General features: G+C 70.0%; 26 protein-coding genes and 1 other RNA gene. 14 read left to right on the forward strand and 13 right to left on the reverse strand.

Annotated elements, in window-relative coordinates; translation table 11 throughout:
* Positions 1–9: 9 nt before the first annotated feature.
* The 4 genes from flgH to flgF all read right to left on the reverse strand — a co-directional run bounded on the left by flgH (position 10) and on the right by flgF (position 3,441).
* Positions 10–756 (reverse strand): flagellar basal body L-ring protein FlgH, encoded by a 747-nt coding sequence (gene flgH / locus DK389_RS16945; RefSeq protein ID WP_109891302.1) that lies wholly within the window; start codon positions 754–756, stop codon positions 10–12.
* A gap of 30 nt (positions 757–786) precedes the next feature.
* The gene (flgA, locus tag DK389_RS16950) at positions 787–1,827 is read right to left on the reverse strand and encodes a flagellar basal body P-ring formation chaperone FlgA (RefSeq protein WP_109896482.1); all 1,041 of its coding nucleotides are present in this window, start codon (positions 1,825–1,827) and stop codon (positions 787–789) included.
* Between the two features lie 63 nt (positions 1,828–1,890).
* Positions 1,891–2,682, reverse strand: coding sequence for a flagellar basal-body rod protein FlgG (gene flgG / locus DK389_RS16955; RefSeq protein ID WP_109891304.1), 792 nt, complete (start codon positions 2,680–2,682; stop codon positions 1,891–1,893).
* Between the two features lie 18 nt (positions 2,683–2,700).
* Complete coding sequence (gene flgF / locus DK389_RS16960; RefSeq protein WP_109891306.1) at positions 2,701–3,441, reverse strand: flagellar basal-body rod protein FlgF; 741 nt, start codon at positions 3,439–3,441, stop codon at positions 2,701–2,703.
* Positions 3,442–3,712: 271 nt separating this feature from the next.
* Here flgF and fliL point away from each other — a divergent pair, with 271 nt between their 5' ends.
* From fliL to DK389_RS16980, 4 genes are read left to right on the forward strand one after another with little or no spacing between them, the layout of a single operon-like run.
* A complete protein-coding gene (gene fliL, locus DK389_RS16965) occupies positions 3,713–4,225 on the forward strand; it encodes a flagellar basal body-associated protein FliL (RefSeq protein ID WP_109891308.1) in 513 nt (170 codons plus the stop codon).
* A gap of 18 nt (positions 4,226–4,243) precedes the next feature.
* Complete coding sequence (fliM, locus tag DK389_RS16970) at positions 4,244–5,461, forward strand: flagellar motor switch protein FliM (protein ID WP_109891310.1); 1,218 nt, start codon at positions 4,244–4,246, stop codon at positions 5,459–5,461.
* Positions 5,462–5,465: 4 nt separating this feature from the next.
* Complete coding sequence (locus tag DK389_RS16975) at positions 5,466–5,978, forward strand: DUF6468 domain-containing protein (RefSeq protein ID WP_109891312.1); 513 nt, start codon at positions 5,466–5,468, stop codon at positions 5,976–5,978.
* Positions 5,975–6,838, forward strand: a complete 864-nt coding sequence (locus DK389_RS16980) for a MotE family protein (protein WP_236960132.1) — start codon at positions 5,975–5,977, stop codon at positions 6,836–6,838. Before DK389_RS16975 ends, DK389_RS16980 begins: the two co-directional genes overlap by 4 nt.
* 48 nt (positions 6,839–6,886) lie before the next feature.
* On the opposite strand, the gene DK389_RS16985 is transcribed toward DK389_RS16980, so the two are convergent.
* Both DK389_RS16985 and DK389_RS16990 read right to left on the reverse strand, forming a co-directional pair.
* A complete protein-coding gene (locus DK389_RS16985) occupies positions 6,887–7,438 on the reverse strand; it encodes a GNAT family N-acetyltransferase (protein WP_109891314.1) in 552 nt (183 codons plus the stop codon).
* A 145-nt stretch (positions 7,439–7,583) separates the two neighbouring features.
* A complete protein-coding gene (locus DK389_RS16990; RefSeq protein ID WP_109891316.1) occupies positions 7,584–8,750 on the reverse strand; it encodes a type III PLP-dependent enzyme in 1,167 nt (388 codons plus the stop codon).
* Between the two features lie 696 nt (positions 8,751–9,446).
* On the opposite strand from DK389_RS16990, the gene DK389_RS16995 reads away from it, so the two are divergent.
* Entirely contained in the window at positions 9,447–11,015 is a 1,569-nt protein-coding gene (locus tag DK389_RS16995; protein ID WP_109891318.1) for a glucan biosynthesis protein G, read from the forward strand.
* The gene (locus tag DK389_RS17000) at positions 11,012–11,512 is read left to right on the forward strand and encodes a GNAT family N-acetyltransferase (RefSeq protein ID WP_109891320.1); all 501 of its coding nucleotides are present in this window, start codon (positions 11,012–11,014) and stop codon (positions 11,510–11,512) included. Before DK389_RS16995 ends, DK389_RS17000 begins: the two co-directional genes overlap by 4 nt.
* A 102-nt stretch (positions 11,513–11,614) precedes the next feature.
* On the opposite strand, the gene DK389_RS17005 is transcribed toward DK389_RS17000, so the two are convergent.
* On the reverse strand, positions 11,615–11,854 hold the full coding sequence (locus DK389_RS17005) for a hypothetical protein (RefSeq protein WP_109896486.1): 240 nt from the start codon (positions 11,852–11,854) through the stop codon (positions 11,615–11,617).
* A gap of 240 nt (positions 11,855–12,094) precedes the next feature.
* Here DK389_RS17005 and DK389_RS17010 point away from each other — a divergent pair, with 240 nt between their 5' ends.
* From DK389_RS17010 to glcF, 3 genes are all read left to right on the forward strand, one after another.
* Complete coding sequence (locus tag DK389_RS17010) at positions 12,095–13,549, forward strand: lipopolysaccharide biosynthesis protein (protein WP_109896488.1); 1,455 nt, start codon at positions 12,095–12,097, stop codon at positions 13,547–13,549.
* Positions 13,550–13,620: 71 nt separating this feature from the next.
* Entirely contained in the window at positions 13,621–14,805 is a 1,185-nt protein-coding gene (locus DK389_RS17015) for an FAD-binding protein (RefSeq protein ID WP_109891322.1), read from the forward strand.
* A 120-nt stretch (positions 14,806–14,925) separates the two neighbouring features.
* Positions 14,926–16,275, forward strand: coding sequence for a glycolate oxidase subunit GlcF (glcF, locus tag DK389_RS17020; RefSeq protein WP_109891324.1), 1,350 nt, complete (start codon positions 14,926–14,928; stop codon positions 16,273–16,275).
* 142 nt (positions 16,276–16,417) lie between these two features.
* Here the strand turns inward: glcF and DK389_RS17025 are convergent, their stop codons facing one another.
* Positions 16,418–17,395 carry an MBL fold metallo-hydrolase gene (locus DK389_RS17025; RefSeq protein WP_109891326.1) on the reverse strand — a complete coding sequence of 326 codons (978 nt, stop codon included), beginning with the start codon at positions 17,393–17,395 and terminating at the stop codon, positions 16,418–16,420.
* 88 nt (positions 17,396–17,483) lie between these two features.
* Here DK389_RS17025 and DK389_RS17030 point away from each other — a divergent pair, with 88 nt between their 5' ends.
* A complete protein-coding gene (locus DK389_RS17030) occupies positions 17,484–18,284 on the forward strand; it encodes a helix-turn-helix domain-containing protein (protein ID WP_109891328.1) in 801 nt (266 codons plus the stop codon).
* Positions 18,285–18,305: 21 nt separating this feature from the next.
* On the opposite strand, the gene DK389_RS17035 is transcribed toward DK389_RS17030, so the two are convergent.
* From DK389_RS17035 to fumC, 3 genes are read right to left on the reverse strand one after another with little or no spacing between them, the layout of a single operon-like run.
* On the reverse strand, positions 18,306–18,539 hold the full coding sequence (locus DK389_RS17035) for a ribbon-helix-helix domain-containing protein (protein WP_109891330.1): 234 nt from the start codon (positions 18,537–18,539) through the stop codon (positions 18,306–18,308).
* The gene (locus tag DK389_RS17040; protein ID WP_109891332.1) at positions 18,536–18,727 is read right to left on the reverse strand and encodes a DUF4169 family protein; all 192 of its coding nucleotides are present in this window, start codon (positions 18,725–18,727) and stop codon (positions 18,536–18,538) included. Before DK389_RS17040 ends, DK389_RS17035 begins: the two co-directional genes overlap by 4 nt.
* 60 nt (positions 18,728–18,787) lie before the next feature.
* On the reverse strand, positions 18,788–20,200 hold the full coding sequence (gene fumC / locus DK389_RS17045; protein ID WP_109891334.1) for a class II fumarate hydratase: 1,413 nt from the start codon (positions 20,198–20,200) through the stop codon (positions 18,788–18,790).
* A gap of 129 nt (positions 20,201–20,329) precedes the next feature.
* On the opposite strand from fumC, the gene DK389_RS17050 reads away from it, so the two are divergent.
* Positions 20,330–21,718, forward strand: a complete 1,389-nt coding sequence (locus DK389_RS17050; RefSeq protein WP_109891336.1) for a cytochrome P450 — start codon at positions 20,330–20,332, stop codon at positions 21,716–21,718.
* A 178-nt stretch (positions 21,719–21,896) separates the two neighbouring features.
* Here DK389_RS17050 and DK389_RS17055 read toward each other — a convergent pair whose 3' ends face one another.
* Together DK389_RS17055 and ssrA are read right to left on the reverse strand one after the other, a co-directional pair.
* Positions 21,897–22,526, reverse strand: a complete 630-nt coding sequence (locus DK389_RS17055) for an SspB family protein (RefSeq protein WP_109896490.1) — start codon at positions 22,524–22,526, stop codon at positions 21,897–21,899.
* 68 nt (positions 22,527–22,594) lie between these two features.
* Positions 22,595–22,965: a transfer-messenger RNA gene (gene ssrA, locus DK389_RS17060) on the reverse strand.
* Here ssrA and DK389_RS17065 point away from each other — a divergent pair.
* The 3 genes from DK389_RS17065 (at position 22,957) to DK389_RS17075 (ending at position 25,175) form a co-directional block, all read left to right on the forward strand.
* Positions 22,957–23,778: a CPBP family intramembrane glutamic endopeptidase gene (locus DK389_RS17065; RefSeq protein ID WP_236960133.1), complete on the forward strand. Its 822-nt coding sequence runs from the start codon at positions 22,957–22,959 to the stop codon at positions 23,776–23,778. The two genes, ssrA and DK389_RS17065, sit on opposite strands and share 9 nt — an antisense overlap.
* An 83-nt stretch (positions 23,779–23,861) precedes the next feature.
* Positions 23,862–24,656 (forward strand): thymidylate synthase, encoded by a 795-nt coding sequence (locus tag DK389_RS17070; RefSeq protein WP_109891338.1) that lies wholly within the window; start codon positions 23,862–23,864, stop codon positions 24,654–24,656.
* A 15-nt stretch (positions 24,657–24,671) separates the two neighbouring features.
* Positions 24,672–25,175, forward strand: a complete 504-nt coding sequence (locus DK389_RS17075) for a dihydrofolate reductase (RefSeq protein WP_109891340.1) — start codon at positions 24,672–24,674, stop codon at positions 25,173–25,175.
* Positions 25,176–25,300: the final 125 nt, after the last annotated feature.

Raw genomic sequence — 25,300 nt, forward strand, 5'->3', positions numbered from 1 at the left:
GGACGATCCTCAAAACGGCAGCAGGATGTCGACGATCTGCTGACCGTAGCGGGGCTGCTGCACATCCGTGATCTGTCCTCGGCCGCCATAGGCGATGCGCGCCTGGGCGATCTTGGCCGAGTCGATCGTGTTGTCCGACTCGATATCCTCGGGCCGGACAACGCCCGCCACGACGAGTTCACGGACCTCGAAGTTGACGCGGATCTCCTGCTTGCCCTCGACGACGAGGTTGCCGTTCGGCAGCACCTGCGTGACGATGGCGGCGATGTTCGTCGTCACCTGCTCGGCGCGCTGAACCGACCCGGCGCCATCGCTGGCGCTGGTGGAGGTCGCGTTGATGAGCTTGTCGGCGGCGATGCCGGCCGTCTTCGCGCCGTTTTCCAGGCCGAAGGCGTTCGGCAATCCGAAGCCTTCGGTGTTCTGGCGCGAGCGCTTGGTCTCGTTGTTCAGGTTCGCCTTGTCGGTGACGTTGACCTTCACCGTCACGAGATCGCCGATCCGCGCCGCGCGCTGATCCTTGAAGAAGGCCCGCGATCCCGTCCGCCAGAGCGAGTTCGGCGCGTAGGAGACGGGCTGCACCTCCGGCATCGGCAGGCGGACCGGCTTGTAGCCGGCCTGGGCGGTCGGATCCTCGATCGCCGACAGGGCCGGCCGCTCGCCGACCTGGGAGAGGCGGTCGGCCGTGTTGCAGGCGCCGAGACCGGCCGAGACGGCGACCAGGGCGGCGAGGACGAGGGGGCGGTGGAGGACGGGCATTGGACGCATCACTCGTTCGGGACGTTGATCTCAGCGGATCGGCGCGGGCAGGCCCGCGCTCGCTTGGCGCTGCGGGGCAGCGGGCCCGACGGAGACGCGGGCGGCCCCGACCACGACGGCCTGGAGCGTCTTCTTCGAGGCGACGTTGAGCACGCTGACCGTCGACCCGAGGCGGCCGGCCTCGTTCGCCTGCCCCCGCATCGACAGGCTGACGCCCGGCGTCTCGTAGACGATGGTGACGGCCTCCCCGCGGCCGACGAGTTCCGGCGGCGCGGTGTCGCTCATGCGGAGGACCGTCCCGGCGGCGAGCGTGCGCTGGGCGACCTCGCCGGCGATGGCGGCGAGATTTCCTTGCGCGTCGGGCGGCGATCCCTCGCGGGGGCGGCGCTCGAGCGTGACGTCGGCGCTCGTGATCGGCTCGCCGCTCTTCACGGCGCGGGCGAGGACCGCGACCTCGCGCATCTCGACGACGAGGCCGGAGACGCGCAGCGAGGCCTGCCGCTCGCCGAGGCTGATCAGGCCCGAGACGCGGCGTGAGCGCGGCTCGTAGACCACGTCGAGGGCGGCGGCCGCGCCGTTCAGGTCGACGGGCGCGAGCAGCGTCGGCGTCTCGCCGTCGAGGCGGATGCTGAGCACGCGCGGATCGAGGCCCTGGCCCGTCTCGAGCGCCCGCTTCAGGGCGGCCTCGATCTCCGGGGCTCCGACGCGGCGGGCGGCCCGCTGGACGGCGATCTGCACGCGGCCGCCGGTCTCCACGGGGCCGAGCCCGAGCGCGGCGACCGCGTCGAGGATGCGGCGGCTCTGGATCGTGCCGGTGGCGCCGAGCGCTGGCGCCCGGAACAGGGGCTTGCCGGCGATGCCCGTGCCCGCTCCCTCGACGAGATCGCCGAGGGTCAGCACGTCGCCGCGGGCGGTCACGTCGCCGCGCAGGCGGAGCGCGTCGGCCGCGAAGGCCGGCAGCGTGAAGTAACCGATGGCCGCGAGCGCGATCAGCGTGGCGGTGAGGCGCCCGAGCACGCCGACGGAGAGGGGCGCGACGCGCGGCTGCCTCTGATCGGCGAGAGCCAGCATCAGGTCGGTCGGGTTCGAGTCGAGGGGGTCGGCGAGAACGGGCATCGTGCGCACGCTGTTCGGTTAGCTGCGGAACATCTGCGAGGTGGTGGAGAGCATCTGATCGGCGGCGGTCACGACCTTCGAGTTCATCTCGTAGGCGCGCTGCGCGGCGATCAGCGATGAGATCTCGGTGACGGCGTTGACGTTCGCCTCCTCAAGATAGGCCTGCTGCAGGTTGCCGAAGCCCTCCGAGCCCGGCAGGCCGTTGATGGCGGGTCCCGAGGCGGCCGTCTCGACGAACAGGTTGTCGCCGATCGATTCGAGGCCGACCTTGTTGACGAAGCGGGAGAGCTGGAACTGGCCGAGCGCCTGCGGCGCGGTCTGGCCCGGCAGCGTCGCCTGCACGGCGCCGGTGGCGCTGATCTGAACGGAGGTCGCGGTGTTCGGCACGGTGACGCCGGGATCGACGAGGTAGCCGTCGCGTGTCACGAGCTGCCCCTGCGCCGAGAGGTCGAACGAGCCGTCGCGGGTGTAGGCGGTGCGCCCGTCCGGCATGGTCACCCGGAAGTAGCCCTCGCCGCGGACCGCGACGTCGTAATCCTTCTCCGTCGAGGTCAGAGTCCCCTGCGACATGATCCGGGCCGTCGAAACCGTCTTCACGCCGGAGCCGAGGGCGAGGCCCGCCGGGAGCTGCGTGTTCTGGTCCGAGGTCGAGGAGCCGGACCGGCGCAGGTTCTGGTAGAGCAGATCCTGGAAATGCGGGGCCTGCCGTTTGTAGCCGGTGGTGCGCAGGTTCGCGATGTTGTTCGAGATGACCTGGACGTTGAGTTCCTGGGCCGCCATGCCGGTGGCAGCGGCGTAGAGGGCGCGCATGTCGGCCTACTCCCGGGTTCAGGCGACGTCGGCGAGGCGGCGGATCGCCGTGCCCCGCAGATCGTCGAGGCGCGAGATCACACTGGAGACCATCGCGTAGCTGCGGTTGACGTCCATCAGGCGGGTCATCTCGATGACTGGCTTGACGTTGGAGCGCTCGAGCGCCCCGGACTCGAGCCGGCCCGCGAGGCCGGCGGGCTGAGGCTGGTCGGCGGAGGAATAGAGGTTCGCGCCCTCGTTCTGGAGCCGTTGCGCGTTGGCGAAGGTGACGAGGCGGATGCGGCCGCGGATGCCGAGATTGGTCGAGACCGTGCCGTCCGGACCGATCGAGAGACCCGTCTCCTGGGGGTTGATCGCGATCGGGCCGGCCTCGCCCTGGACGGCGTAGCCATCGCTCGTGACGAGGTTGCCCTGCGCATCGAGCTCGAAGGCGCCGTTGCGGGTGTAGCGCGGCCCCTGCGGTGTCTGCACCGTCAGGAAGGCGTCGCCCCGGATCGCCACATGGAGCGGGTTGCCCGTCTGCTCGATCGGTCCCTGGCCGAGATCGAGCACCGTGCCCTGATCGATCACGTAGGAGAGGCGCCGGTCCGACGTCTTGAAGGAATCCGCGCTCGCCACCGGCATCAGATATTCCTGAAAGCGGGTGTTGCGGGCCTTGAAACCGGTGGTCGAGACGTTCGCCATGTTGTTGGCGATCACGTCGAGCTCGCGCTGGAGCGCGACCTGGCTCGACGTACCGACGAAGAGGGCGTTCTGCATCGCTTGAACCCGGACCGGCGCGGGCGGCGCCGTTAACGTTACCCGCATCCGGCGTGCCAACAGGCAAAGGTTCCGTTTCGCTCTTTATCGCAATGGTTTGCGACGCAGGCGCCCATCCCCCGACTGTGTCCCGGATGCGCCTCCCGGCAAACATCGCCCGGCAGGAATTGCCGGCTTAACCGGTCATTAACCGTACGCGCGAATACCTGATCGTAGGACCGGACTCCGCACACAACCCGCGGTTCCGGCGCCGGAGCTCCGAAGACGCGTCATGGCCAAGAAGCCGAAGAAGGCGCCCGCCGAAGGCGAGGGCGGTGAGGGCGAAGCCCCGAAAAGCAAGAAGAAGCTCGTCGTCATCGCCGTCGCGGCCCTGCTCGCAATCGGTGGAGGCGGCGGCTTCTTCGTCATGAAGAAGCGGGCCGCGGCCCACGCCGAGGCAGAGCAGGCCGCCCAGCCGGTGGAAGTGCGCAAGACGGCCGTCTTCCTCGACGTGCGTGAGATGGTGCTCAACCTCACCCCCGAACTCGGTCAGGACAAGGCGCGCTTCGCCAAGCTCCGGATCGCGCTCGAGCTGCGCGACGCCAAGGTCGAGGCCGAGGTGAAACCGCTGATGCCGCGGGTCGAGGACACGCTTCAGGTCTACATGCGGGAGATCCGTGCGAGCGACCTCTCCGGCTCGATCGGCCTCTACCGGCTGCGCGAGGAATTGCTGCGGCGGGTCAACATCGCGCTGCACCCTGCGCGGGTCGAGGCGGTGCTCTTCAAGGACGTGATCATCCAGTAGCGGATTGTCGAGAGCACCATGGAACCCGACGATCCCAATATGGAGGACGACTGGTCCGCCGCGCTGCTCGAGCAGAACGGCGAGGGCGGGGGCGACGCGTCGCTCGCCGAGGAATGGGGTGCGGCGCTGGCCGAGCAGGGCACCACCCGCAACGCCAGCGACGTCGCCGCCGAGTGGGCGACGATGATCGAGGATGGGGAGACCGACAATCTCCCCGAACTCGCCGGCAACGACCGCATCCTCAACCAGGAAGAGATTGACGGCGTCCTCGGCTTCTCGCTGCGCGAGCTGTCGGCGTCGGGCGCGGGCGGCGTGCGTGCCATCGTCGATTCGGGCGTCGTTCAGTACGAACGCCTGCCCATGCTGGAGATCGTCTTCGACCGGATGATCCGGTTGCTGTCGACCAGCTTGCGCAACTTCTTCCAGGACAACGTCGAGGTCACGCTCGACAACATCACCTCTGTTCGGTTCGGCGATTACCTCAATGCGATCCCGCTGCCGACCCTGCTCGGCGTCTTCCGGGCGGATGCGTGGGAGAATTCCGGCCTCGTCACGGTCGAGTCGAATCTCGCCTACTCGACCCTCGATCTTCTGCTCGGCGGCAAGCGCGGCGGCTCGTCGAGCCGGCTCGACGGGCGGCCCTTCACGACGATCGAGATGCAGCTCGTACGGCGCCTCGTCGAGATCATCCTCGGCGACCTGGAGCTGTCGTTCCAGCCGCTCTCGCCGGTGCGGTTCCTGATCGACCGGATCGAGACGAACCCGCGCTTCGCCACGATCACGCGGCCCGCCAACGCTGCGATCCTGATCGGCCTGCGCCTCGACATGGACGGGCGCGGCGGCCTCCTGCAGATCCTGTTTCCCTACGCGACGATCGAGCCGATCCGTGAACTGCTCATGCAGAGCTTCATGGGTGAGAAGCTCGGGCGCGATCAGGTCTGGGAAGGCCATCTCGCCACCGAGATCTGGCAGGCGGACGTCACGATGGACGCCGTGCTGCATGAGATGATGCTGCCCCTGAAGCGCGTTATGGCGCTGAAGGTCGGCGATACCCTGATGTTCGACGCCAAGCCCACGGACCTGATCACCGTCCGCTGCGGCGACTGGGCCCTGACGCAGGGCCGGATCGGGCGGGTCGACGACAACATCGCGGTGCAGGTGACGCGGCCCCTGCGCCGCTCGCGCACCACGCTGCAGGCCTTCGAAGCCTCGATGAACAATCGTAACGACGGGTAGCGTCATGAGTCTCCTGGTCACGCTCCTCGCGGATGTCCTCGTCGCCGTGCTCCTCATGGCGACGATCGTGACCTCGCTCCGGCTCTCGCGCCGGATCGCGCAGCTCAAGGGCGACGAGGCGGCGCTCCGCCAGACGATCGGCGACCTGATGGTGGCGACGAGCAATGCCGAGCGGGCGATCGTCGGTCTGCGCGGCGCGCTCGCCGAGGGCGATCGGACCCTGGCCGAGCGCCTCGGCACCGCCGAGCGCTACGCAACCGACATCGCGGCGCAGGTCCAGGCCGGCGAGGGCGTGATCGCCCGGATTGGCGCGATCGTCGCCGAGTTCCGGTCGGCGGCCCAGATCCAGCCGCGAGCCGCCTTTCGGCCCGAGCCTGCCCCCGAGCCCGCTCCGCCGGTCGTCGCCGCACCCGCGATTCCCGAGAGCCCGAACGGCGAGCGTCTCGGCGCCGCTGCCGCCGCGGCGCTCGCGATGTCCGAGCGGGCGCTGAGCCGCATCCGGAGCCGCGCCGCATGAGCGAGAAGCCTGCCACGGGCACAATTGCGACCGGCACGACCGCAACCCCGCCCAGCGCTTCGGGTCTCGCGAAGGCCGCCCGGGCCCGCACGCCCCTCGGTCGTGCCCGCAGCCGCCCGCAGCGCCCGTTCCGTCTGCGCCTGATCGACGCCGTGACGCTCGCGGCCGGCGGGCTTCTCGTGCTGAAGCTCGTCGCGATCGGCACCGATATCGACAGGCCCGGCGCCGACCTGCCGAGCTTCGCCCGCGTCCTGGCCGAGGCCCGGACCGGCTACGAGCCGCTGGACCCGACCACCACGGGGTCCGTCAGCGCGAAGGAGCCGGAGAAGGAGAAGCCGCCGGAGCCGCCGCCGCAAGCGCAGCCGCCGATGCCCGAGCCGGTCTCGCCGGCCGAGCGCGCGATCCTGGAAAAGCTCGGCGCCCGGCGCGATGCGCTGAAGCAGCGCAGCCAGGATCTCGACCTGCGCGAGCAGATGCTGGGCGAGGCCGAACGCAAGCTCGAGAGCGGGCTCACCGATCTCAAGCAGGCGGAGGACAAGGCCGACACGGGAGGCGTGAAGCGCGCCGAGGCCGAGAAGGCGGGCCTGCGCAACATCGTCACGATGTACGAGACGATGAAGCCGAAGGACGCCGCCCGCGTCTTCGACCGGCTCAACCACGACGTGCTGGTGCCGATCGTGCTCGCGATGAACCCGCGCAAGATGGCCGAGGTGCTCGCGGTGATGCAGCCCGACGCGGCCGAGAAGCTGACCGTGGCGCTCGCCAACCGCGCCCGCGGTACTGCCGGGCCGCAGGCCCAGGCCAGCGCCGGTCCGGCATTGCCGCCGAACGAATTGCCGGCGATCGAGCCGGGACGTTAGGGCGATCCGCGCAGGCTCTCTCAAGGGCGAGGGAGCCCGCCGTTCCTGTCAGGCGGCGCGTCGTCGCGCCTCGGCCGCGACGGCCGGCACGGCCTCCGTCGAGGCGGGGATGCCGGTCGGGCGCACCAAGCCCTCCGCTCCGGCCAGTGCATCCGCCCGCAATTCGAGGCCGAGGAAGCGCTCCCGCTCGAACGGGCCGGGCAGCCACAGGCCGGCGGCCGCGTCCGGCGTGAAGCCGAAGCGGGCATAATAGGGCGCGTCGCCGACGAGCAGCACCGCGCCGTGCCCGAGCGCCTCGGCGCGGCCGAGGGCGGCGTGCATCATCACCTTGCCGAGGCCCTGGCCATGGATAGCCGGATCGACCGCGAGCGGCCCGAGGAGGAGGGCCGGACGGGCGGGGCCCGCTTCGACGTGCCAGAGCCGCACGGTGCCGACGAGCCGCCCGCGGCGCGTCGCGGTCAGCGCGAGTCCGCGCGCCGGCAGGCGTCCCTCGCGCAGGCGCTCGGAGGTCTTGGCGAAGCGGGATGAGCCGAAGCAGGCATCGAGCAGGCGCTCGCGCCCTGCGACGTCGCTCAGGTGCTCTTCGCGGATCTCAATCACGGCCGTGGCCTCCCGGAGGTTCTGGGGAGATGCGACAGCCCTCGCACCCGCCTCGTTCTCGAGGCCGGCCGTCCGGGACGGTGAGGTTCGGATGGGCGCAGGCGATGCGCTGGAGCCGGGCGGGTTGGGCCGCCCGGGTTCGCTGTCAGATCACGATCTGCTCGAGCGGTGGGAAGCCGTTGAAGGCCACCGCAGCGTAGGTCGTGGTGTAGGCGCCCGCTCCCTCGATCAGGACCTTCTCGCCAATCGAGAGGGAGACCGGGAGTGGGTAGTGCACCTTCTCGTAGAGGACGTCGGCGGAGTCGCAGGTCGGACCGGCGAGGACGCAGGGCGCCATCCGGTCCTCGTCGTGATCGGTCCGGATCGCGTAGCGGATCGACTCGTCCATCGTCTCGGCGAGACCGCCGAACTTGCCGATGTCGAGGTAGACCCAGCGCACTTCGTCCTCGGCATCGGACTTCTTCGAGACGAGCACGACCTCGGCCTCGATGATGCCGGCATTGCCGACCATTCCGCGGCCCGGCTCGATGATGGTCTCGGGGATCTGGTTGCCGAAGTGCTTGGTGAGCGCCCGGAAGATCGCGTCGCCGTAGGATTCCACGCCCGGCACCTGCTTAAGGTACTTGGTGGGGAAGCCGCCGCCGAGGTTGACCATCGAGAGGCCGATGCCCCGCAGTGCGCATTCGCGGAAGATCATGGAGGCGGAGGCAAGCGCTCCGTCCCAAGCTTCCGTGTTCGCCTGCTGCGATCCCACATGGAACGACACGCCGTAGGCGTGGAGCCCCTGCCGGTGGGCGTGCTCCAGCACGCCGACCGCCATCTCCGGCACGCAGCCGAACTTGCGCGAGAGCGGCCACTCGGCGCCCGCGCCGTCGCAGAGGATGCGGCAGAACACCTTCACGTCGCCGAGCTCGATATCCGACGCCTCGGCTGCGCGAACGATCTTCCCGACCTCGGCCTCGCAATCGACGGCGAAGAGGCGCACGCCGAGCTTGAGGGCGCGGCCGATGCAGCGCTCCTTCTTGATGGTGTTGCCGAAGGAGATGCGATCCGCGGTGGCGCCGGCAGCGAGCGCCATCTCGATCTCGACAACCGAGGCCGTATCGAAGCAGGAGCCCATCTCGGCGAGGAGCCGCAGCACCTCCGGCGCCGGGTTCGCCTTTACCGCGTAGAAGACGCGGGTGTCGGGTAGCGCGCGGGCGAACGCGGTGTAGTTCTCGCGCACGACGTCGAGGTCGAGGACCATCACGGGTCCCTCGTCGCGGCCGAGGTCGCGGCGTGCGCGCAGGAAGTCGCGGATGCGATCGGTCATGGACGTCCCCACCACAGGTTCGCAGGCGCCCTCACGCGGGGCGCGATGTCGAATGTCTGGCGGCCGATAACGACCGCCGGCGTCAGGGGGCGATGCGTCGCGCGGGCTCGCGTGCTTTGGAGACACGCAATACCGAGCGGGCGCAGAGCACCCGGAAGCTGCCGTGGATTGGAAGGGGAGACCCCAACCGCACGCCGGGCAAAGAGAAACAAGCCTCTTCGGTGCCGGCCTTTGGAGGGCCGACGAGACCAAAAAAGCCCGTTCGTCGTTGCTTTAAGCTGCGTCCCCCGTGGAGAGCGGGGTTCGCCGGTTTCGCCTCCGGCTGCCGGTTGTTGTCGGGGTCCGGTGTTGCCACCTGGATGCCGGCCGGAGGGAATCCACCCTTTCGACCATCGATCCTTTAAGACCCCTGGCGGCTGTCCGGCAGTTGACCGGATGCCCACCAACCGACACGCGGCCACAGGCACGTGCGAAATTGGGCAAGCGCGATATACGTGCGGCGGCCTCCCGTCACAAGGGAAAAACGCGGCCGTAGGCCCGGAAATCCCCGCTCTTTCACGGATTTGTTGCAGAAACGCCGCGGCGTCCCACGCCCGGCCTTTTCAAGGGCCGGGGGAGGGGGCATCTGACCTCCCGGAAGCACGGCCGCGCTAGGTTCGGCAGGGCTGCCGCATCCCATTCAACGCGACGAGGATCATGACCGAGCTGAACCGCCGCGCCGTCGTCGCGGGCCTCGCGGCCGCCACTCTCGCCCCCGCCGCCGCGACCGCCGGCGCGGAGGGCCGGAATCCGAGAGCCTTCGGTTTCGAGGCCGTCGAGGCGCGCGCCCGCGAACTCGCGTCGGCTCCGTTCGACCTGCGCGAGCCGACCCTGCCGGCACAGCTCTCGAAGCTCGATTATGACGCCTGGCGCGACATCCGGTTCAGGCCGGACAAGGCGCTCCTCAACACACCCGGCAGCCCCTTCAGGCTGCAACTCTTCCACCTGGGCTTCCTGTTCAAGCGGCCCGTGACGGTGAACCTCGTTCGGCACGGCGTCTCGACACCGATCGCCTACCAACCGAGCCTGTATGATTTCGGCCGCACGAAGATCGACAAGCCGCTGCCGGTCGATCTCGGCTTCGCCGGCCTGCGCATCCACACGGATCTCAACAAGCCGAACGCCCTCGACGAGCTGATCGTCTTCCTCGGCGCCAGCTACTACCGCTTCCTGGGTCGCGATCAGCTCTACGGGCTCTCGGCGCGCGGCCTCGCGGTCGATGTGGAGGGCATCGATGGGCCCGAGGAATTTCCCTTCTTCCGGGAATTCTGGGTGGAAGCGGCCGAGGCGGATTCGGATCCGCTCGTCGTCTACGCGCTCCTCGACAGCCCCTCTGTGGCCGGGGCCTACAGGTTCATAGTGCGGCCCGGCGAGGAGACGAGCGTCTCGGTCCTCGCCGCCCTGCACCCGCGCCGGGAACTCGCGACGGTCGCCCTCGCACCGCTGACCTCGATGTATTTCATCGGCGAGAACGACCGTCAGGCCTCGGACGATTATCGGCCCGAACTCCACGATTCCGACGGGCTTCTGATGGCGGCCGGCACGGGCGAGTGGCTCTGGCGGCCCCTGGACAACCCGAAGCTGCGCCGGATCTCCAGCTTCGCGGACGCGAATCCAAGGGGTTTCGGCCTGATGCAGCGCGACCGCAGCTTCGAGAATTACCAGGATCTTGAGGCGAACTATCACCGCCGTCCGGGCTACTTCGTCGAACCGGAAGGGTCGTGGGGCGAGGGCAGCGTGATGCTGATGGAGTTGCCGACCGACAACGAGACGGCGGACAACATCGTCGCCGGCTGGCGGCCAAAGGAGCCGATGCGCCCCGGCACGCCCCTTCGCATGGCCTATCGGATGCGCGCCATCGGCCGCGACGACCTCCACCGGAACGCCCGCGTCGCCAACACCTACGTGGTCGGCGCGGCGGCGAGCGGCGCGGCCCGGGTGGGCGACGCTGCTCCCGCGCTCACGCGCCGCTTCCTCGTCGACTTCACCGGGGGCGATCTCGCCTATCACCTGCCGGACCCGAGCGGGGTCGAGGTCGTTGCGACGACGTCGCGCGGGCGGGTAGTGGCGACCTCGCTCACCCCGAACCCGCACATCAAGGGCTTGCGTGCGGCGATCGATGTCAGCCTGGGATCCGACGGGGACGCCTCCGAGCTGAGGGCCTTTCTCAGAACGGGCGGCCGTGCGCTGACCGAGACCTGGACCTACGCCTGGGCGGCCGCGTGACCACGCTCGCGCCGAGCCGACCGCCCGCGATCCAGATCCGCGCGGCGACGCGCGACGACCTCGACGCGCTCGTCGCACTCGAGGATGCCGCCTTCGCGAGCGATCGGGCGGAGCGGCGGGCGATCCGTCACGCCATCGGCTCGCCAAGCATGACGCTGCTGGTCGCCCTCGCGGAGGACGATTCGGGTGAGCTGGTTCTCGTGGGTGCTGCGACCCTGGAGCGGCGGAAGGGAAGCCGGCGGGCGCGCCTGTCCTCGATCGCGGTGGCGCCGAGCCGCATCGGGCTCGGCCTCGGCGGCCGGCTCCTCGATGCCGCGGAGGAGGATGCCCGCGCCCATGATTGCACGCATCTGCGCCTCGAAGTGCGTGCCGACAACGCCGCGGGCATCCGGCTCTACGAGCGGCGCGGCTATCACCGCTTCGCGATCAAGCCGGGATATTACGAGGACGGCATGGAGGCCTGGCGCTACGAGAAGGCGCTGGCTGAGGCGGGCTGACCCTCCGCCGGCGTGATTCCTCGGTCGGTCCGGATCCCGGACGCTGCCGAGCAGCCCCGGGATCACGGCGAGAATCGGAGGTCGCGACCCCGTCTTCGATCGTCAGTCGCACGATTCCTTGTGGACCGTCTTGCGGTCGCCGTACTCGTTCGTCTTCGAGACGGTCTTCGAGGCGCAGCCGTCGCCGGTCTCTCGGGTCTCGACAGTCTTGCGCTCGGTCGACGGGCGGTCGACGACCACCGTGTCTGGAGCGTCGCGGCGGATGACCGTGGTCTCGGCCGTCGCGGCCTGGGCGCCGAGAAGCGTCAGGAGCGTCGCGGCTGCGAGGAGCTGATTGCGCATGAATTCCTCCATGGAGTTGAAACTGCGCAAGCAACGACAACCCTAGCGGGACAGTTCCGGGCCTATCGCCCCGTCCGGAACATTGGCGCGAGCGGTGCATCCTGAGGGTGCGCGGAGGGGCCCTTTCCCGCGCCCCTCCGTCATCTTGGTGCCGGATTAGGGGAATCTTACGCGTCGCCGGATAAGGAATGCCGATGCGTCCCGTCGCTCCGCCGCGGGATGTTCGTCCAGGGGGCCATGATGGCCGTGATCGCCGCCTTCGTTTTGAACGCCGGGCTGAACTTCATCCTCGGGCTCGTGATCGCGAAGCTCCTCGGACCGGCGGATTTCGGGCGCTTCGCGCTGGCGACGGCCGGAGCCATCGTCCTCAACACCGTTCTGTTCGAGTGGCTGCGGCTCTCCGCAACCCGCTTCTACTCGGCTCGCGTGCGTGCGAACGAGCCGTGGATCCGCCACGGTCTCGACCGCGCCTATGCCGCCCTCGGCCTCGTCCTGCTCGCCGCCGCGCTCCTTTGCGCCGGGTTCGGCGTCGAGGCGGGTCCCGAGAGCCGCGGCGCGCTCCTGGCTGGCACCGCGCTCGCGGCCCTCGGCATCGGCGTCTTCGATTATCACGCGGCCCTGGCGCGCGCCCGCTTCGACGGCGGCCTCTATTTCAGCCTCGTGGCCGTGAAGAACGCGGTCGCTTTCACCCTGATGGCGGCGACAGCCTGGTACCTGCCGCAGCCGGCCTACGTCCTCGTCGCCTTCGCGATCAGCCAATGTGCCACGGTCCTGCTGCTCCGAGGCCCGCTGCGCGACGCGGACGCGCCCGTGCACCGGGTGCGCCTGCATGAGACGTGGCGCCTGTTCATGGTTTACGGACTCCCCCTGATCGCGGCGAACGCGGCCTATCAGGCGATGCCCTTCTTCAACCGCGCGACGATCGCCGCGCAGGCGGGCTTCGCCGAGGCCGGCTACTTCGCGCTCGCGGCGGACGTGACCCTGCGCAGCCTCAGCACCCTCGGCACCGCCCTCGACCTCCTGCTGTTCCAGCTCGCCGTACGCGCCGAGGAGCATCACGGCGTCGCCGAGGCCGAGCGACAGGTGGCCCGGAACGTCGCGACCGTCGTGGCGCTGCTGCTGCCCTGTGCCGTAGGCTTCTGGGCGGTGCTGCCGGCGCTGCAGGCGCTCGTCGTGCCGGAGGCCTATCGGGGGCCGTTCGCGACTTACGCGATGCTGCTGATCCCCGGCCTGTTCTGTCTCGCGATGATGAATTTCGCCCTCAATCCGGTGTTCCAGATCCGGCGCCGGACGATGCCCGTCATCGCGGCCGCCGTGCTGGGCCTTGCGGTGAACGGTGCCGGACTGCTGGTGCTGCCGGCCTATCTCGGGCCGACCGGGATCGCTGTGGCGCAGACGGCGGGTCTCGCGGCCGCCTTCGTCGCCCTCGCGCTTCGTGCCCTCACGGGACCGGACCGCCTGCGTCTGCCCTGGCGTGAGATCGCGTCCGCCGGTGTGGCATGCCTCGTCATGGGGCTGGCGCTCGCCCCCTTGCGAACCCTGCCTCCCGTGACCGCCCTCGCGCTCGGCGTTCCCCTGGGTGCGGCGCTCTACAGCGCCCTTGTCTGGTGCTTCGACATCGCGGGCCTGCGCAGCGTCGTCGAGGACCGCTTCCGGAAGCGACACCCGGCGCCCGCTGAATCCTCAACGGCTTGAATCCCGGGTGCAAACCCGCATGATCGCGCCTAAACGGGCCTGAAACGAGGACCCGGGTCGGGCAGGAAGCGATGCGTTCATACGAGCCGCGAGGCGAGGACGAGGCGGCTGAGATCGTCCGGGATGCGGCCGGCAGGGCCGAGCGCCTGCGGCTCATCGGCGGCGACACCAAGGCCGCGATCGGCCGGCCGCCGCACGACGAGGCCACGCTCTCCGCCCGCGGGCTCTCCGGCATCACGCTCTACGAGCCGGCCGAGATGGTCGTCGGCGCCCGCGCCGGAACACCCCTTGCCGAGGTGCGCGATCTACTCGCCGGGCGCGGCCAGATGCTGCCCTTCGAGCCCGTGGACCACCGCGCGCTTCTCGGCTCGTCCGGTGAGCCGACGATCGGGGCGGTGGCGGCGATCAACAATTCGGGACCCCGCCGCATCAATGCAGGCGCAGCCCGCGACAGCCTGATCGGCGTGCGGTTCGTCAACGGGCGCGGCGAGGTCATCAAGTCGGGCGGCCGAGTGATGAAGAACGTCACGGGGCTCGACCTCGTGAAGCTGATGGCCGGCTCCTGGGGCACGCTCGGATTTCTCACCGAAGTCATCTTCAAGGTCCTGCCCGTGCAGGAGCGCGTGCTCACCCTCGTCCTCGAGGGGCTCGATGACGCCCGTGCCGTCGAAGCCTTGTGCGCCGCTCTCGGCTCTCCATTCGAACTGACGGGGGCAGCGCATCTTCCGGCCGGCATCGCGGATGCGCGCGCGCTGACGCTGATGCGGATCGAGGGCTTCTCCGCCTCGCTCGACTATCGTGCGGGCGAGATCCGCCGCCTCCTCAAGCGCTTCGGGCCGGTGACCCTGGTCGAGGGCGAGGCCGCCGGCACGCTCTGGACGGCCGTGCGCGATGCAAGCTTCTTCGCCGGGTCCGGCGAGGCGGTCTGGCGCCTGTCGACGGCGCCGACGCACGGGCCCGCTGTCGCCGCGGCGGTCGGGCGGAATGTGTCCGCGCGCTGGTTCTACGATTGGGGCGGCGGCCTGATCTGGGTCGCGACCGATGTCGGGGAGGATGCGGGCGCGAGCGCGATCCGGGCGGTGCTGAGGCCCATCGGCGGCCACGCCACCCTGCTGCGCGCGCCCGAGCCCGTCCGCGCCGTCGTGCCGGTCTTCGAGCCGATGGCGGAGCCGCTGATGCGGGTCAGCCAGGGCCTGAAGACGGCTCACGATCCCGCGGGCATCTTCAATCCGGGCCGGATGTACGCCGGGATCTGAGCAGCGCGACATCGAGCACCATCGCGCCCGCCCGCAATGGTGTAATGATTCTCATTCGAGAGTGATGGGTCCGGTCCAGGCGGCGCACGAGACTCGCCGGACCGTGTCGAGGAAACGACCGTGCAGACGAATTTCAGCCTCGCGCAGCTCGCCGATCCCGCCATGGCGGCCTCGGAGAAGATCCTGCGCACCTGCGTCCATTGCGGCTTCTGCACCGCGACCTGCCCGACCTACCTGCTGCTCGGCGACGAGCTCGACAGCCCGCGCGGGCGCATCTACCTGATCAAGGACATGCTGGAAGGCGGCAAGCCTGCCACCGCCGAGGTGGTGAAGCACATCGACCGCTGCTTGTCCTGCTTGTCCTGCATGACGACCTGCCCGTCCGGCGTGCATTACATGCACCTCGTCGATCATGCGCGGGCGCATATCGAAACGACCTACGCGCGGCCCGCCGAGGACCGCTGGTTGCGCGCGCTGCTCGCGGCGGTGCTTCCCTATCCAAACCGCTTCCGGCTCGCTCTTCTCGGCGCCAAGATCGGGCAACCCTTCCGCTCGGTGGTCGCGCGCCTGCCGGGGATCGGCAACCGCCTCGCCGCGATGCTCGATCTGGCACCGGGCGCGCTGCCCGGCCGCAACCCGACGGACCGCCCGGGCGTGTTCCCGCCGCCAGCCAACACCAACGCGCCGCGCGGCCGCGTCGCGCTGCTCAGGGGCTGTGCCCAGAGCGTGCTGCGGCCGGATTTCAATGAGGCGGCGATCCGCCTTCTGAACCGCCACGGCGTCGAGGTAGTGCAACCGAAGGGCGAGGGCTGCTGCGGGGCGCTGACCCACCACATGGGCCGCGAGGATTCATCTCACGCCTTCGCCAAGCGCACCATCGACGCCTGGATCGCCGAGATCGACGGTCCGGGGCTCGACGCCATCGTCGTCACAGCCTCCGGTTGCGGCACGACGATCAAGGATTACGGCTTCATGTTCCGCAACGATCCGGCCTACGCGGAGAAGGCGGCCCGCGTCTCGGGTCTTGCCAAGGACGTGACGGAGTACGTTGCGAGCCTCGGCCTGATGGAGCCGGTGATCGAGACCGACCTCGTGGTCGCCTATCACTCCGCCTGCTCGATGCAGCACGGCCAGGGCATCCGGACGGAGCCGAAGAACCTTCTGAAGCGCGCGGGCTTCACGGTGAAGGACGTGCCCGAGGGCCACATCTGCTGCGGATCGGCCGGCACTTACAACATCCTGCAGCCGGAGATTGCAGAGCGGCTGCGCGCCCGCAAGGTCGCCAACATCGAGCGGATGCAGCCCGACCTCGTCGCCACCGGCAATATCGGTTGCGTGACGCAGATCGGGAAAGGCACCGCGCTGCCGATCGTGCACACGGTGGAGTTGCTCGATTGGGCGACCGGCGGCCCGAAGCCGGAGGCTCTGTCGAACCTGCCGGAGCGCGTCGCCCCGATGGCGGCGGAGTAGCGCCGCCTCCCCCTCTCGTCTGGGAGAGGTCGAGTCGGCGTCAGCCGACCGGGTGAGGGGTTCACCGTATCCGGAGAGGTCGCACCCCCAATCCTGTCCCGTTCCCGAACGGGAGACGGGAACCGCGCCGGCTCGCGCGGGCTCAGAGCTCGAGCTGGTAGGTGACGGGTATCCAGCGGTAGGCGGCTCCGGCACGGACGACGTAACCGAGCGACGGGAAGCTGGTGTGATAGCCGGCGATCACCAGATCCTCGCTCGCGGCCATGTCGTAGATCCGCCGCCGGGTCGCCGCTCCCGCGTCCTTGTCCATGTCGAATAGGGCGTGCCAATCGGGCCGGGCGAGCGATGCGACTTCGTGGTGGGCGCAGTCGCCCCAGATGAGAAGGCGCCGTCCCTCGCTCTCGACGTGGAAGGCGAGATGGCCTGGCGTGTGTCCGCCAGCCGCGAGCGCGGTGATTCCGGGGATGACCTCAGCTCCGGCCGTGATCAGTTCCGTGCGGCCGCGGAGGGGCAGCAGGTGGCTGCGAAACATGAGCGCGGACGTGAGCTCATTGCTCTCCGGCGGCGCCGCGAGCGGTGCGTCCATCGACCAGAACGCATGCTCGGACGCCCCGACGATGATGCGTGCGTTCGGGAAGACGCACATGCCGGCTTCCATGAGCCCTCCGATATGGTCGGTGTGGCAGTGGGTGAGCACCACGAGATCGATGGTGTCCGGCGCGCACCCCGCCCGCATCAGGCGCTCCCGAAGCCGTCCCCCCGCCGGACGCGGCACGAAGCCGACAGCGCCGTTGCCGGTATCGAACAGGACGCGCTGCCGGCCGGTCTCGACGAGAACAGGCGTGAATCCCGGCCGGAAGCGGTCAGGGGGCAGGCGGTTCTCGCGCATCAGCGCCGCCATCTCCGCGCGCTGCCGGCCTTCCCCCACGATCGGCCAGGGCCCCTCGATCAACGGCGATGCGTCCAGAAGCATCGTGACGGCGAATCGGCCCAGCCGGAACCGGTAGATCCCCTCCGCCGAGCAGCCCGCAGCATCTGCGGCGGCAGCATCCGGTGTGCGTGCCATCGCGGCTGCGCCGAGCGCTGCTGCGGCAAGCTGCCTGCGTGTCGGTCCGTTCATCGGATCATCCCTCTTCCCGGCGCCGTCCGTCCGCCTATGCTCGCGGAGCGGCAGCGCTCGGGCTTAGCAGCCGGGGAGGGGAGCGGGATTGTACGAACGTGCTGCCGATCCGGCCCACGGGCCGCTCTGGCATGTCGAGGGGGCGCACACCTTCTTCGCGGGGCCGCTCCGCTACAATGCGAGCCATCAGCACGGCGCGCCGGTCTTCCTGGCCGGGCTGCACGGGCCCTTCGGCCTCCGCCTGGGTGAGGGCCCTTGGCGGACATGCCGGGCCGCGATGATCCCGGCCGGCACCGCGCACGAACTCGACGTCGGAGGCGACCCCCTGGCGGTGCTGTATGTCGAACCGACCGGCAAGGGTCCCAAGCTTCTCTCACGACTGCTGCGGGGCGCGAGCGAGATCGACGGTGCCCTCGTCGGCCAGCCCGAAGGCGCGGGCCTGCTCAGGGAACTCTTCGAGAGCCGCACGGGCGCGGACATGGCCGCGCCTGCCCTCGGCGACCTGATCGCCTTTGCGCGGCGCGGCGACGACCGCTCGCTCGATCCGAGGATCGTGCGAGCCGTCGCGCGCATGGCGCACCTCTCCTGCGCCGCGCCGGCCACGATCCTCGCTGCAGAGGCCGGCTTGTCGATCTCCCGCTTCCAGCACCTGTTCACGCGCGAGACGGGCGTCCCCGTGCGGCGCTACCGCGCCTGGTTGCGGATGCGCGCGGCGATTGCCGAGATCGTCGCCGGCGCGAACTTCACCGCGGCCGCCCACGCGGCCGGCTTCGCCGACCAGCCGCATTTCGCGCACGACTTCCGCCGAACTTTCGGAGCGCCGGCCTCGGCCAGCCTTCTCCATATCCGCAGGCCGACACCGGGCCGACGGACGTCGATCGGGGGATGAGATGTCCCGGTGGACGCCGGCTCAGGGTTGCGCCGAGGCCGCGCCGCGCATCGCGGCCAGCACGAAGACCCGTATCGCCGAGGACAGGTTCTGGCCGTCGCGGGCGGCGTCGATCTCGCCGATGAGGGCCTGGACCGAGAGCCCGCGGGCGCCCGCGATCTCGCGGAGCGCGTCCCAGAACGGCGCCTCCAGCGAGATGCTGGTGCGGTGTCCAGCGATCACGACCGAGCGCTTCGCGACGTAGATCGCGCTCATGCCTCCGGATCGTCGTTTCCGAGGCGGTGGCCCTCGTGACGGTCGCGCTCCAGGCTCTTGCGGGCCTCGGCCAGCGTCTTCGCTGTCTTGGGGCGCCCGAACAGGACGCGGTTCTGCGCGGCCTCCTCCGCCTTGGCCGCGCGCGCACGCGATTTCCGGGCTTGGCGGAGGTTGATGATCTCACCCATGCCTGCCTCCTCGTCCTCGCGCGCGGCGCGGGGGACGTCCCGCGCCGCCCGATGCTGAACCTATTCGGCGCCCGGCGCCAGCATGTCCTCGGCGCGGACCACCCGGTCGAACTCGGCCTCCGTGACGTGGCCGAGACGGAGGGCCTCCTCCTTCAGGGTGGTGCCGTTCTTGTGCGCGGTCTTGGCGATCTCGGCGGCCTTGTCGTAGCCGATCGAGGGCGCGAGCGCCGTGACCAGCATGAGCGAGCGGCTCATCAGGTCGGCGATGCGCTCCTCGTTCGGCTTGATGCCGACGACGCAATTGTCCGCGAAGCTGATCGCGGCATCGGCGAGGAGCCGGATCGACTGCAGCACCGCGTTGGCGATGACGGGCTTGAACACGTTCAGCTCGAAATGGCCCTGGCTGCCGGCAAAGGACACGGTGGTGCCGTTGCCGATCACCTGCGTGCAGACCATCGTCAGCGCCTCGGCCTGGGTCGGGTTGACCTTGCCGGGCATGATCGAGGAGCCGGGCTCGTTCTCGGGCAGCGCGATCTCGCCGAGGCCGGAGCGCGGCCCGGATCCCATCAGGCGGATGTCGTTGGCGATCTTGAACAGGCCGGCGGCGAGCGAGGACAGCGCGCCCTGCGCGAAGACGAGGGCGTCGTGGCTCGCCAGCGCCTCGAACTTGTTGTCGGCCGAGGTGAATCCGAGGCCGGTCAGCTCCGCCACCTTCGCCGCGAAGGCGTCGGCGAATTTCGGATGGGCGTTGAGGCCGGTCCCCACCGCCGTGCCGCCCTGGGCGAGCGCCAGCAATCCCGGCATCGTCGCGGCCACGCGCGCGCCGCCGAGCGCCACCTGCGCGGCGTAGCCCGAGAATTCCTGGCCGAGGGTGACGGGGGTCGCGTCCTGCAGGTGCGTGCGGCCGATCTTGACGACGCTCGCGAAGGCCGTCGCCTTGGCATCGAGCGCGCCGTGAAGGTGCGTCAGCGCCGGCATCAGGCGGTCGTTGATCTCGCGGGCGGCCGCGATGTGCATCGCGGTCGGGAAGGTGTCGTTCGAGGACTGGCCGCGGTTGCAATGGTCGTTCGGGTGGACCGGCGACTTGCCGCCGCGCTGGCCGCCGAGCCGCTCGTTGGCGAGGCTCGCGATCACCTCGTTGGCATTCATGTTGGATTGCGTGCCCGAGCCCGTCTGCCAGACGACGAGGGGGAACTCGTCGTCGTAGGCGCCCGCCACCACGTCGGCAGCCGACTCGGCGATCGCGTCGGCGATCCGGGGTTCGAGGACGCCCAGATCCTTGTTCACGAGGGCCGCCGCCTGCTTCACGAGGCCGAGGGCGTGGACGAGGGGCGCGGGCATCCGCTCGGTGCCGATCTTGAAATTCTGGATCGAGCGTTGCGTCTGCGCGCCCCAGTAGCGGTGCGCCGGAACCTCGATCGGCCCGAACGTGTCGGATTCCGTGCGGGTGGCAATCTCGGTCTGCGGCGACATCGTGGCCTCTACGTCTCGGTTTGCGCCGCACCTACTTACGGCAGGCGTTCTTAAATCGCGATGGCGGTTTTCGACCCGCCTGACAAACCGCGCCGCCTGTTTCGGCGGTGCAAAACCGAACGAGGCTGGATGCAGAGCCTGACCATCAGCCCGCCGGATGCGCGCTTCCGCCCGAAGGTCCCGCCGCCCCTGCGGGAGCCGCTCGGCCTGTTCGCCTTCCTGAGGGCCGCCCGCGCGAACCCGATCACGACCTGGATGGAGGACCATTTCACCGCGCCCGTGGTGGCGGGCGAGGGCGCCATGGGGCGCGTGACGGTGGTGAGCGACCCGGACCTGATCCGGTACCTCTTCGTCGAGAACGCCCGCAATTACCGCAAGGACGACCTGCAGCGGCGTGTCCTCGCGCCGGGTCTCGGCAACGGGCTCCTCACGGCCGAGGGTGACGAGTGGCGGCTGCAGCGGCGCACGCTGGCGCCGATCTTCAACGCGCGCACCGTCGAGGGCTTCGCGCCGGCCATGAACGCGGCGGGCGCCCGGATCGCGCGGCGACTCGCCCGGCGCGACGGGATGCGGGTCGACGTGGCACTCGAGATGACGCGGGCGACCCTCGACGTCCTTGAGCGGACGATCTTCACCCACGGTCTGCCGAGCGACCCGGACGCCCTCGGGCGCGCCATCACCCGCTTTCTGGAGGCGGTCGGGCCGATCGACCCGCTCGACGTGTTCGGGGTGCCCGCGATGGTGCCGCGGATCGGGCGGCTGCGAGCCCGTCCGGCCATACGCTTCTTCGCCGAGGTGGTGGACGCGCTGATCGACCGGCGCCGCGATCTGATGGAGGCGGGCGCAGCGCCGCAGGACCTGCTGACCCTGCTGCTCGCCGCCCAGGACCCGGAGACCGGGAAGGGGCTCACGGATCTCGAGGTGAAGGCCAACATCGTCACCTTCATCGCGGCCGGCCACGAAACCACGGCGAACGCCCTGACCTGGGCGCTCTACTGCCTGTCGCAGGACGGAGCCGCGCGCGCGCGGTTGGAGGCCGAGGTCGACGCGGCGGCCGGGCAGGACGGCTTCCACTACCCGGACCTGCCCTTCACGAAGGCGGTGATGGAGGAGGCGATGCGCCTGTTCCCGCCGGTGCCCTTCATGAGCCGCCAGGCGATCCGCGACGACCGGATCGGGCGCATCAAGATCCCACGCGGCTCGCTGGTGATGGTGGCGCCCTACGTGCTCCACCGCCACCGGACGCTCTGGGATGACCCCGACGCCTTCGTGCCGGAGCGCTTCCTCGGGCCCGCGCGTCAATCGATCTCGCGCTACGCCTACCTGCCCTTCGGGGCGGGCCCGCGCGTCTGCATCGGCCAGAGCTTCTCGCTGCAGGAACAGGTCATCCTGCTGGCGCACGCGGTGCGCGCGATGCGATTCACCCTGCCGCCGGACCACGCGCCGGTGACGCCGCTCCACCGCGTGACGCTGCGGCCGGAGCACGGGCTGAGGATGCAGGTCGAGCGGAGGGGGTAGGGCAGGCGAGAGGCGCCGTTCTGCCAGCCGGATCCGGCGCTGCGACGGTCACGGACCGGGCGCGGGCCTCCTCCCGTTCGGGAGAGGGACAGGGGCGCAGGTCCTTCCGAAGAGGTCGCATCCCTCACCCGGTCGGCTTCCGCCGACTCAGACATCCCGGACGGGAGAGGTGGGAGGCTCAGCTCTTCTTGCGGAAGGCGTCGAGGCTGACGACTTCGGCGCCCGTGTCGGCGCCCTCGCCATCGCCCTCCTTGCGGGCGGCGGGCTTGGATTCCTCGGTCTTGCCCTGGCCCGGAGCGGAGGGAAGGGCGGGGACGACCTTCGGGGCGCCGTTGCTGATCGCGGCAAGTCCGCCGGCCTTCGGCTTCGTCTCGCTGGGCTCGGAGGCGGCGCCGCGCGGGCCGGGCTTCGCCGGGGCAGCCGGTGCCTCCTCCTCGGCGAGTTCGGACCCCTCGCTGAGGTCGAACTTGAGGCCGAACTGAACGGACGGGTCGAAGAAGCCGGTCAGCGCGTCGAAGGGGACGAGCAGCCGCTCGGGCACGCCCGAGAAGGACAGGCCGACCTCGAAGGAATGCTCGGTGACGCCGAGGTCCCAGAACTGGTGCTGCAGAACGATCGTCATGTCCTGCGGGTACTTCTCGCGCAGGCGTTGCGACATCCGGACGCCGGGCGCCTCGGTTCGGAACGACACGTAGAAATGATGCTCGCCGGCGAGCCCCTCCCGGGCCGCGTCCGTGAGCACCTTGCGGACCACGCCGCGCAGGGCATCCTGCACCAGGAGATCGTAACGGATCAGGTCGTCTGCCATCTGCGGTCGCTTTGCCCGGGCCACCTGCCGGCAGTGCCGCGCGGTCGGGCGCACCGGATGGAAAATCGAGTGGAGGCTTCTGTTGCCAGGTGCCTCCGAACCCCGCCTAAACGATGCTAACCGCTAGGACTTTAGATCGGTTTTGGGGACTGCTTACGCAGCCACCGCCACCGGAGCAAAGTTGTCGTTGGCAACTATTGCAATGGCCCGATAACGGCGGAACCATGCCGAGCGAAAGCTCAACCTTTACGCCCTCGTCGATCCTATTTCGCCCCCGCCGAAACCCAACGCCGCTGCGTCCATAGGCCCTGGGTTCGGGTGGAGGCGCCGGGTACCGCCCCCGGGTCCGATAGGTTTATTGCGAAGAACGTTTATCGCCATAGCCGGTCTTGCGACCGGCAAGGGGAATATAGGGGGGATCGCTCCGGTTTTGAAGCCCGATCGTAGCCCTCCGATCACGGATGATGCGCCGCCGGCCCCGGAGGGCTCCCTCGTCCGCCGGCTGGGCTCCGGCTTCCTGCGCCTCCTCGGCCTCGCCGCCGCCGTCATCCTCTATCTCGGCGTGGCCAAGATCCTGGCGATTCTCGCGGTGCGGGTGGGCGCGGACCTGATCGAGGGAATCGATCCGCTCCTGCCCACGGACCGGCGGCCGAACATCGGCGCGGCGAGCTTCGCCCGGCGCGAGCTCGCCGCCGACATCCTGCTCCAGGTCAACCTCGCCATCCTGGTTCTCCTGACCGCGATCTGGCGCCAGGGGGCGGGCTGGCGCGCGCGCCTCGCCCTCGACCGGACAGGACCGAACGGCATGCGGGCGCGCCACCTGCTCCTGATCCTGCTCTTCTGGCCCGTCCTGCACATCACCTGGGTCACCGGCACGGCGGAGGCGTTCGGCGCCACCTTCGCGCACGGGGTGAAGCTCTCGCCGACCCTGAGCGCGGCCGCCGTCGCGGCCTGGCTCGCCTACGTCGTGATCGTGGCGCCGGCGGCCGAGGAACTCCTGATCCGCGGCGAGATCTTCGCGCAGGCCCGCGGCTTCCTGCCGCCCGCAGCGGCGATCCTCGTGACCGCCCTCCTGTTCGCCCTGGCCCATGTCTCGGCCTGGGGGCTCGCGCGGCCGGTCTCCCTCCTGCCGCTCGCGCTCATGCTCGGCTGGCTGCGCTGGCGGACCGGGCGGCTCTGGCCCTGCATCGCCCTGCACGGATGGAGCAACCTCGCGCTCATCGCCTACGTGCTCTGGCCGGCGGCCGGGTGAGGCGGGCACAGCGAGGATAACCCGGCCGCGCGCCTCGTCAGGGCCGGCACGGCGGGCTAGACCGGGCGCGGAGGCAGAGCCCGATGGACGCCTATCACCAGCTTCTGCGCCGCATCCTCGACGAGGGCGTGCGCAAAGAGGACCGCACCGGCACCGGCACGCTCTCCGTGTTCGGTCACCAGATGCGCTTCGATCTCGGCCAGGGCTTCCCCCTCGTCACGACGAAGCGGTTGCATCTGCGCTCGATCATCCACGAGCTGCTCTGGTTCCTGGCCGGCGACACCAACGTGCGCGCCCTCCAGGCCGAGGGCGTGACGATCTGGGACGAGTGGGCCGACGCCGAGGGCGAGCTCGGCCCGGTCTACGGCAAGCAGTGGCGCTCCTGGCAGAAGCCCGGCGGCGGCACCGTCGACCAGATCGCCGAAATCGTCGCCGAGATCCGCCGCAACCCGGATTCGCGCCGCCTGATCGTCTCGGCCTGGAACCCGGCGGATCTCGACCGGATGGCGCTCGCCCCCTGCCACTGCCTGTTCCAGTTCTACGTCGCCGAGGGGCGGCTCTCCTGCCAGCTCTACCAGCGCTCGGCGGACGCCTTCCTCGGCGTGCCCTTCAACATCGCGAGCTACGCGCTGCTGACGCAGATGGTCGCGCAGGTGACGGGGCTGGCGCCGGGCGATTTCGTCCACACCTTCGGCGACGCGCACCTCTACCTGAACCACCTGGAGCAGGCGCGCCTGCAACTCACCCGTGAGCCTCGCCCGCTGCCGCGCCTGCGGCTCGACCCCGCGGTGCGCGAGCTCTCGGATTTCCGCTTCGCGCATGTGGCGATCGAGGGATACGAGCCGCACCCTGCGATCTCCGCGCCCGTGGCGGTCTGAGGGGCGATCCGGCACATGGCAGGCACGCTCCCCCGCATCACCCTGGTCGTCGCGGTGGCCCGCAACGGCGTCATCGGCCGCGACAACGACATGGCGTGGCGCCTGCGCAGCGACCTGCGCCGCTTCAAGGCCCTGACCCTCGGCAAGCCGATCCTGATGGGGCGGAAGACCTTCCAGTCCCTCGGGCGGCCCCTGCCGGGGCGGGCCAACCTCGTGCTGACGCGCGATCCCGCCTACGCGGCCGAGGGCGCCACCGTGGTGCGCGACTGGACGGCTGCGCTCGCCGCGGCGGGTGCGGCACCGGAGCTGATGGTCGTCGGCGGGGGCGAGATCTACGCCATCGCCCTGCCGCATGCCGACCGCATCCACCTCACCGAGGTCGATGCCGCCCCCGCGGGCGACACCCTGTTCCCCGCCTTCGACCGGTCCGCATTCCGGGAGACCCTGCGCGAGGCGCATGCGGCGGGCGAGCACGACGAGCACGCCTTCACCTTCATCGATCTGGAGCGCGTCCGCTGAGGCGGGCCCCGCGCCTCGGTACTCTGTCGCGTCCGCCGAGACCCGCATCTTAATCCCGCGTGGAGCATGGGCACCGCGTCGCGGTTGTCTTCACGGGAGGAAGTGCCCACCTCCCGCCTCGGGAG

Source organism: Methylobacterium durans, assembly GCF_003173715.1.
Lineage (GTDB): Bacteria > Pseudomonadota > Alphaproteobacteria > Rhizobiales > Beijerinckiaceae > Methylobacterium > Methylobacterium durans.